Origin of the sequence: Pseudomonas mandelii (genome assembly GCF_900106065.1) — a bacterium.
GTDB classification, from domain to species: domain Bacteria; phylum Pseudomonadota; class Gammaproteobacteria; order Pseudomonadales; family Pseudomonadaceae; genus Aquipseudomonas; species Aquipseudomonas mandelii.
The window spans coordinates 5,419,942-5,427,500 of sequence record NZ_LT629796.1; the positions used below are offsets into that span (position 1 = coordinate 5,419,942).

Genomic DNA, 7,559 nt, shown 5'->3' on the forward strand with positions numbered 1-7,559 from the left:
GCTGCGCATTGGAGCGGGAGCAAGCTCCCTCGCCACAGGTTCCTGTCGGTCCTGATGGGTGGGCATCAATGATTCACCGCACGTTGCAGTAAACGGATACAGGTCTGCACCCATCGGATAGTCCCCCGCATCCCCCCGTCCTAGCATGGCCCTGCCTGAATAAAAACAATGGAGGCGGCGGCCATGTCCCTGCGACCCGAATACCTTCACTCCCTGCTTGAAGATGACAAAGAACAGGGCATCTACCGCTGCAAGCGCGAGATGTTCACTGATCCACGGCTGTTCGACCTGGAGATGAAACACATCTTCGAAGGCAACTGGCTGTACCTGGCGCACGAAAGCCAGATCCCCAACATCAACGATTTCTACACCACCACCATGGGGCGCCAGTCGATCTTCATCGCGCGCAACAAGGAAGGTGTGCTCAACGCCTTCATCAACGCCTGCAGCCATCGCGGCGCGACGCTGTGCCGGCACAAGACCGGCAACAAGAGCTCCTACACCTGCCCATTCCACGGCTGGACCTTCAACAACTCCGGCAAACTGCTCAAGGTCAAAGACCCGGCGGCTGCGGGTTACCCGGCGAGCTTCAACTGCGAAGGCTCCCACGACCTGACCAAAGTCGCGAGATTCGAGTCGTACCGCGGCTTCCTGTTCGGCAGCCTCAACGCCGATGTGGTGCCGCTGGTCGAGCACCTGGGCGAGTCGGCAAAGATCATCGACATGATCGTCGACCAGTCCGCCGATGGCCTCGAAGTGCTGCGCGGTTCCTCAAGTTATATCTATGAAGGCAACTGGAAACTCACCGCCGAAAACGGCGCCGACGGCTACCACGTCAGCTCCGTGCACTGGAACTACGCCGCCACCCAGAACCAGCGCAAACAGCGTGAAGCCGGTGACAGCAACCCGACCATGAGCGCCGGGACCTGGGCCAAGCAGGGCGGGGGGTTCTACTCGTTCGACAAGGGCCACATGCTGCTCTGGACCCGCTGGTCCAACCCCGAGGATCGCCCGCTCTACGAACGCCGCGACGAGCTGTCCCGGGACTTCGGCCAGGCCCGTGCCGACTGGATGATCGAGAATTCGCGCAACCTGTGCCTGTACCCGAACGTCTACCTGATGGACCAGTTCAGCTCGCAGATCCGCATCGCCCGCCCGATCTCGGTCGACCGCACGGAAATCACCATCTATTGCATCGCCCCCAAAGGCGAAAGCGACCACGCCCGTTCGAGCCGGATTCGTCAGTACGAGGATTTCTTCAACGTCAGCGGCATGGCCACCCCGGATGATCTGGAAGAGTTTCGCTCGTGCCAGACCAGCTATCAGGGCAGCGTCACGACGTGGAATGACATGTCCCGCGGTGCCGAACACTGGGTCGAGGGCGCCGATGAGGCGGCCAGGGAAATCGACCTGCATCCCTTGCTCAGCGGCGTGCGCACCGAAGACGAAGGCCTGTTCGTGCTGCAACACAAGTACTGGCAGCAAACCATGCTCAAGGCTCTGGCTGCCGAACAGCCCGAATTGATTGCTGTGGAGGCCGTGCAATGACCCTCACTTATGATGCAGTGCGCGATTTCCTCTACCGCGAAGCACGCTACCTCGACGACAAGCAATGGGACGACTGGCTGGAGATGTACGCCGCCGATGCCTCGTTCTGGATGCCTTCCTGGGACGACAACGACGAGTTGACCGAAGACCCGCAGCGGGAAATCTCGCTGATCTGGTACGGCAACCGCACCGGCCTGGAAGACCGCATCTTCCGCATCAAGACCGAGCGCTCCAGCGCCAGTGTTCCGGACACCCGCACATCGCACAACATCAGCAACATCGAACTGCTTGAGCAGGCCGACGGCCTGTGCAAGGTGCGCTTCAACTGGCACACCCTGAGCTTTCGCTACAAGACCGTCGACAGCTATTTCGGCAGCAGTTTCTACACCCTTGATGGGCGCGGTGAAAACCTGCTGATCAAGGCCAAGAAAGTGATCCTGAAGAACGATTACGTTCGCCAGGTCATCGATGTGTACCACCTCTGAGGCGGCCGTCATGACTCATTCCATTGCATTCAATTTCGAAGACGGCGTCACCCGGTTCATCGACGCCAACGTGGGCGAAACCGTGGCCGATGCCGCGTACCGTCAAGGCATCAATATTCCGCTCGATTGCCGCGACGGCGCGTGCGGCACCTGCAAGTGTTTCGCCGAGGCCGGTCGTTATGACTTGGGCGAGGAATACATCGAAGACGCGCTCAGCGCCGATGAAGCGCAGCAGGGTTTTGTCCTGACCTGCCAGATGCGCGTGCAGAGCGATTGCGTGGTGCGCGTGCCGACTTCATCGCAGGTTTGCCGTACCCAGCAGGCCAGTTACGACGCCACCATCAGCGCCGTGCGGCAGTTGTCCGACAGCACCATCGCGCTGTCGATCAAGGGCGAAGCGCTGAGCAAACTGGCGTTTCTGCCGGGTCAGTATGTGAACCTGGGAGTTCCCGGTAGCGAGCAGACCCGCGCTTACTCCTTCAGCTCGTTGCAGCGTGACGGCGAAGTGAGTTTCCTGATCCGCAACGTGCCCGGCGGCTTGATGAGCAGCTTCCTCACCGGCATCGCCAAGGCCGGCGATAGCATGTGTCTGGCCGGGCCGTTGGGCAGCTTTTATCTGCGCGACATTCGCCGGCCGTTGTTGCTGCTGGCGGGTGGAACCGGTCTGGCGCCGTTCACCGCGATGCTGGAGAAAATAGCCGAGCAGGGCAGCGAGCATCCGCTGCATCTGATCTATGGCGTGACCAACGATTTTGACTTGGTGGAAATGGACCGGCTCGAAGCGTTTGCCGCGCGCATCCCGAATTTCAGCTTCAGTGCCTGCGTCGCCAACCCCGACAGCCAGCATCCGCTCAAAGGCTACGTGACCCAGCACATCGAGCCACGACATTTGAACGAGGGCGACGTCGACATCTACTTGTGCGGCCCGCCGCCGATGGTCGAAGCGGTCAGTCAGTACATTCGCGAGCAAGGCGTCGCGCCTGCGAACTTCTATTACGAGAAATTCGCTGCCAGCGCGGCTTGAGTCCAGCCGTTGCGTGATCACTGATTCCACAGGTCAGTGTTTTGTCTGGGACGTTTTCACTGCATGGCATCCTTCGTCACGAGGTCCACATGAACAGATTTCACGAAAAAGTCGCGCTGATCACCGGCGCGGCGCAAGGCATTGGTCGGCGGGTGGCGGAGCGCATGGCCGCTGAGGGTGCGCGATTGATTCTGGTTGATCGCTCGGACCTGGTGTTCGAGGTGCAGCAACAATTGGGGCAGGGCAGCCAGGTGCTTGCCCTGACCGCCGACCTTGAGCAATACAGCGAATGCAGCCGCGTGATGCGCACCGCCGTCGAGCGCTTTGGGCGTCTGGATGTGCTGGTCAACAACGTGGGCGGCACGATCTGGGCGAAGCCTTTCGAACACTACGAAGAGCAGCAGATCGAAGCCGAAGTCCGTCGTTCGTTGTTTCCGACCTTGTGGTGCTGCCACGCCGCGCTGCCGTTCATGCTTGAACAGGGCAGCGGCGCGATCGTCAATGTTTCGTCCATCGCCACCCGCAGCATCAATCGTGTGCCGTATGGCGCGGCGAAGGGCGGTGTCAATGCGCTGACTGCTTGCCTGGCGTTTGAAACCGCCGGTCGCGGAGTCCGGGTCAATGCCACCGCGCCCGGCGGCACCGAAGCACCGCCGCGGGTCATCCCGCGAAACAGCGCAGAGCAGAGCGCCGAAGAGAAAGTCTGGTATCAGCAACTTGTCGGCCAGACGCTCGACAGCAGTTTGATGAAGCGCTACGGCACGCTGGATGAGCAGGCTGGCGCTATTCTGTTTCTGGCCAGCGACGAGGCTTCGTACATCACCGGCATGGTCATGCCGGTGGGCGGCGGCGATCAGGGCTGAGGCGGCTGCGCAAACTTACAAGCGACGCTGGAAGGCTTTGACGATCTTGAGCGTGGCGTCGCTTGTGTTCAGATTCTGGACTGAGTCCAGCGGAAACCACATGCAATCGAAGATTTCATTTTGGGGCCGGGCTTCGTCCGAGTTTAGGACCGACGCCTCGAACACATGGTGGCGGGTGCTGCTCGTTTCCAGTTCCATCAAGTACAACAAGCCGTCGACTCCAAGCCCGGTTTCTTCCTGGAGTTCGCGCATGGCGGCGCACGCAGTGGTTTCGCCGCGCTCGACTTTTCCTCCGGGCAAGGTCCAGCGACACCTGGGTTTGCGCACCAGGAGAACATGCCGATCCTGCTCGCAAATGACTGTTGCCCGTACTTTCATGTGTTACTAAACCGCCGCTTGTCATAAAACAGTCATGAAAATGCAATATTCAGGCCCATGCCTCTGTTTCAAAGGGTTGGAGTGAGGGAAGCGGTAGAAAGTGCAAAGGAATGTCGAAAACCTGACACGACGTCTGGTCGGCACTTGGGCAAAGGGCGGGTGTAAGGTAGCCAAGTCAATCGTGGCTTATCACTGCCGAAAAGGAGGTGACTATGAGCGTTCCGATGCTGAATAAAATGCACATGAACGGTTATGACGTACTCAGCGTAAACAACGGCCCCTGGCGGGTGTGCACCAAAGGCGACCGTCTCGGGGCTTTTGGCAGCAAAGAGGAGGCACTGGCGTTTGCGGCAGCGCTTCCTGCCTACAGAGCAAGAGCGGTTCGATCGACGCCAAGCCAGAAATCAGAATGAGCGCAAGTTTGAAGCCCTGGGATGCCGGGGCTTTTTTTGTCTTGAAATCAGGAGTTGGAAGATTTTAAACGTGACATTTGGATGATAGGGTGGCCGCTTTTAATTCAAGGAAGAAAGCATGTTGAAAGGTCGCTTCACTGCTCTGGCATTGTTATCTGCTGTTTACCTTGCTGGTGTTGGTCAGGTTCTAGCCCAGACGCAAGGCGAAATCCACACCAATCAAAAGGTCTGCGATGTTTTTCGTACATTGGCCGGATCGATCATGCAGTCTCGGCAAAATAACGAAACGAAAGAAAGCCTGCTGGCCGTGAAGTCGGGTAATCCTGATCATGACAAGTTGGGTGCCATGTTGATCAACGAAGCGTACAACCAGCCCGTCCTCGATTCTCCAGAACTCAAAAGCCAAGCCATTAACAGGTTCGCGGATAAATGGCGGGACACTTGTAATAAACCCGCTTCCAGCTAGCTTGCCACCCCATGTTGGCTAGTAACCATGCTTGGCGACCAGCGGCTGGTCCCGATAAACGTATGAATCAATGCTGCAGCCACCCGTCGCTGCCAGCATGACATCTAGCGCGAATAGAGGCGTGTTCATGACAACGCTCCCGTTATTGGGCTTTCGCCCGGCTGATGATTTTGGCTTTCACTTCATCGGCATAGCCCATCAGTCGCTGTTCATCACCCTGAAATAACTCGCACAGCCTTTTAGTTGCTTGCGCATCGACATCATTGCCGGCCAGGCGTAGCTGCTCTGCGATGCGCAAGAGCTCCACTGCCGACCACCTCAGGTCCGACGCAACTCCTTGCAGATCACGCCGAAGTTCGTTTTCATTTTCGTTGAGCCACATGATGACCTCCTGCTGATACCCCGCTACAAAAGAGTAGTCCCAATTAACGGGCGGGGCGTTTGCCCGCCTGCTGCTCAGGGGATGGAAGGTGCGCCGCTTGTCGGGAGAGTGAGCGCGAACGAACCCGCGTGATGTCGTACTGAAGTGGCGAATGTTCGCTAGGGCGAGGCAACTTCAAATGACCAGCACCGATGATTTCAGATTCCATGCGCATGAGCTGATGGTTGACCTGGACGCAGCAACTGCGGAGATGATGAAGCTGATTTCGGCCCATCAGTTAAGTGGGCCGGAGTGGGAGCGGGTCACTCAATGGCAGCATGAAGCGTATGAGCGATGGATGACGTATTTGAACAAACGGTCTTATCCCGATCACAACGTAACGCCCTGAGGGCTGATTCTATAGATGGATGTCTGGTTCGCTACGCGCTACATTTCCCGTTTTTCAGGATAAGGAAGCGTCATGCGGATGTTGATTGGGGGAATAGCGATGGCGATGCTGGCGGGTTGTTCATTGCCGGCATCCCTGGTTCCAGGTGAGCCTAACGTCAGCAAGTTCAGTAACAAGGCGCCCAAAGAATACGCCGCGTGTCTTTTGCCACTATGGCAGCAGGAAGTCCCCAAGACGACTCAGACCGGTATTTCCAATGGCTACCGGATCAACGCGCCCAGCATTATTACGGCTGACGAGATTCTGGACATCGTGAAATACAAGGACGGCAGTCGAGTCTCGCTGTATCAGGGCCCGCCATGGGCCAAGTCGGGCGCGATGCGCAAGGCCGTTCGTAGCTGCTTGTAAGACTCAATGCATGTGAGTTTCGGTTGTAAGCGCCGTATGTCGGAACTGAGGAACGGTCATTCGCTGGATAACATCCAAGTGAAAACTGTCCCTGGGAGTTTGGCGATGAATGATGATCAAAAGAAGCAAGCCCTGGCGGCCTGGTACAAGCTTCTGAAAGAACCGGAAATTCACATGGATGTTGAGGAACAGTACGACGAGTTGCTCAAGGCCGCCGACGAGATGGAACGTACCGGGCTGATCAGCGGCGTGGAATGGCGCAAGTTGGTGAAAGAGGCGAGCACTGCATTTGCAACGGCAACAGAGGGCGTGGACGGCGGCACCTCAGCGGCCGCACACGGTCATTTACGGTAACTCCTCCCAACTCACCTGCCTCAAGCCATTTTCCTGTGCATGGCTTCGTAGCGCATCAAAGTCTTGCTGATCGTGATTGTCCCCATACGAAAGCCCGATCCCCGAATGCAGGCAGGCGTAGTACCAAGCGTCTGCCTCAGACATATGGGAGTCGGGTTGAATAAAAATATGCCGAGTCTTGTTGAAGCCATACGTGATTTGAAAATATCGAGGGCGGTTCATCCGAATCTCCAGGTGCTGCCACTACGACATTAATGGCGTAGTGCCAGTTCCTTCTGTTTTCGGACTTTTGTCTGCTTCAATAAATGAGCATTGTTTTGCCCTCATTCAGTCTTGCGCGTGCTCAGGGCACGTTGACGCGGGGGGAGCGCTCAGACAGCGTGCATTGAAGACATTCGTTATTGAGCTGCAAACATTCTTCCTCGGCTTCTGTCCGTGTCGGATAGGTTGTGGGCAGCCTGCGCTTTTCTTCATTGTCATAGAGGTTGAACCCTATGGGGGCGGTTTTGCAGTAGAAGCGCGTTCCGTTGCGCGTTGACCCCGTTTCCGTGGGAATGGCGGGAACCACAACGAATCTTGGAATCATCCTCGCGTACTCCTTCTGAATTCACCTTAATGGATAGCGGCTACTAGCCACTACCGCAAGGGAGCATTTGAAGTATCCGATGAAGAGGCCGGTCTGCTGAGCGGTTGCTGGCAGGGAAGTCATCAGGAACTGGAGCGACGGCGATCGACGCCAGAAGGGTTGCCGGTGTTTATCAGCCTTCGCTCGGTCAGGATGTTATGAAGTGCCTGGCGGGCGTCAGCGTCCAGCTGGTGCTCTCTTTCCTTGAGTTCAAGGAGGATGGGT

The 7,559-nt window shown here is 57.3% G+C and carries 13 protein-coding genes (1 of these 13 running past the window's edge); 9 read left to right on the plus strand and 4 right to left on the minus strand.

Translation table 11 applies throughout. The features are described from left to right. Window positions 1–183: 183 nt before the first annotated feature. From benA to BLU63_RS25275, 4 genes are all read left to right on the plus strand, one after another. Window positions 184–1,548, plus strand: a complete 1,365-nt coding sequence (gene benA / locus BLU63_RS25260; protein WP_083376536.1) for a benzoate 1,2-dioxygenase large subunit — start codon at window positions 184–186, stop codon at window positions 1,546–1,548. Further along, window positions 1,545–2,033: a benzoate 1,2-dioxygenase small subunit gene (benB, locus tag BLU63_RS25265; RefSeq protein ID WP_083376537.1), complete on the plus strand. Its 489-nt coding sequence runs from the start codon at window positions 1,545–1,547 to the stop codon at window positions 2,031–2,033. Before benA ends, benB begins: the two co-directional genes overlap by 4 nt. Window positions 2,034–2,043: 10 nt before the next feature. Beyond that, on the plus strand, window positions 2,044–3,057 hold the full coding sequence (gene benC, locus BLU63_RS25270) for a benzoate 1,2-dioxygenase electron transfer component BenC (RefSeq protein ID WP_083376538.1): 1,014 nt from the start codon (window positions 2,044–2,046) through the stop codon (window positions 3,055–3,057). 89 nt (window positions 3,058–3,146) lie between these two features. After that, window positions 3,147–3,920, plus strand: coding sequence for a 1,6-dihydroxycyclohexa-2,4-diene-1-carboxylate dehydrogenase (locus BLU63_RS25275; RefSeq protein ID WP_010455044.1), 774 nt, complete (start codon window positions 3,147–3,149; stop codon window positions 3,918–3,920). Window positions 3,921–3,935: 15 nt separating this feature from the next. On the opposite strand, the gene BLU63_RS25280 is transcribed toward BLU63_RS25275, so the two are convergent. Further along, window positions 3,936–4,298: an NUDIX hydrolase gene (locus BLU63_RS25280; protein ID WP_077749263.1), complete on the minus strand. Its 363-nt coding sequence runs from the start codon at window positions 4,296–4,298 to the stop codon at window positions 3,936–3,938. 212 nt (window positions 4,299–4,510) lie between these two features. Between BLU63_RS25280 and BLU63_RS25285 the strand changes: the two genes are divergently transcribed. Together BLU63_RS25285 and BLU63_RS25290 are read left to right on the plus strand one after the other, a co-directional pair. Then, window positions 4,511–4,711, plus strand: a complete 201-nt coding sequence (locus BLU63_RS25285; RefSeq protein WP_010455040.1) for a hypothetical protein — start codon at window positions 4,511–4,513, stop codon at window positions 4,709–4,711. 118 nt (window positions 4,712–4,829) lie between these two features. Further along, window positions 4,830–5,177 carry a hypothetical protein gene (locus BLU63_RS25290; protein WP_077749262.1) on the plus strand — a complete coding sequence of 116 codons (348 nt, stop codon included), beginning with the start codon at window positions 4,830–4,832 and terminating at the stop codon, window positions 5,175–5,177. Window positions 5,178–5,319: 142 nt separating this feature from the next. Here BLU63_RS25290 and BLU63_RS25295 read toward each other — a convergent pair whose 3' ends face one another. Further along, window positions 5,320–5,559: a hypothetical protein gene (locus BLU63_RS25295; protein WP_077749261.1), complete on the minus strand. Its 240-nt coding sequence runs from the start codon at window positions 5,557–5,559 to the stop codon at window positions 5,320–5,322. A 178-nt stretch (window positions 5,560–5,737) separates the two neighbouring features. On the opposite strand from BLU63_RS25295, the gene BLU63_RS25300 reads away from it, so the two are divergent. The 3 genes from BLU63_RS25300 to BLU63_RS25310 all read left to right on the plus strand — a co-directional run bounded on the left by BLU63_RS25300 (window position 5,738) and on the right by BLU63_RS25310 (window position 6,709). After that, complete coding sequence (locus BLU63_RS25300; protein ID WP_042933086.1) at window positions 5,738–5,947, plus strand: hypothetical protein; 210 nt, start codon at window positions 5,738–5,740, stop codon at window positions 5,945–5,947. Window positions 5,948–6,019: 72 nt separating this feature from the next. Then, entirely contained in the window at window positions 6,020–6,355 is a 336-nt protein-coding gene (locus tag BLU63_RS25305; protein WP_083376539.1) for a hypothetical protein, read from the plus strand. Between the two features lie 105 nt (window positions 6,356–6,460). Further along, the gene (locus tag BLU63_RS25310) at window positions 6,461–6,709 is read left to right on the plus strand and encodes a hypothetical protein (protein ID WP_010455032.1); all 249 of its coding nucleotides are present in this window, start codon (window positions 6,461–6,463) and stop codon (window positions 6,707–6,709) included. On the opposite strand, the gene BLU63_RS33635 is transcribed toward BLU63_RS25310, so the two are convergent. Both BLU63_RS33635 and BLU63_RS25325 read right to left on the minus strand, forming a co-directional pair. After that, on the minus strand, window positions 6,701–6,931 hold the full coding sequence (locus tag BLU63_RS33635) for a DUF6555 family protein (protein WP_077749260.1): 231 nt from the start codon (window positions 6,929–6,931) through the stop codon (window positions 6,701–6,703). The two genes, BLU63_RS25310 and BLU63_RS33635, sit on opposite strands and share 9 nt — an antisense overlap. A 486-nt stretch (window positions 6,932–7,417) precedes the next feature. Further along, window positions 7,418–7,559, minus strand: the 3' portion of a protein-coding gene (locus BLU63_RS25325) for a hypothetical protein (RefSeq protein ID WP_010455030.1). It continues 47 nt past the right edge of the window; 142 of the gene's 189 nt are visible here — the last part of the coding sequence; the start codon falls outside the window, past its right edge; the stop codon is at window positions 7,418–7,420.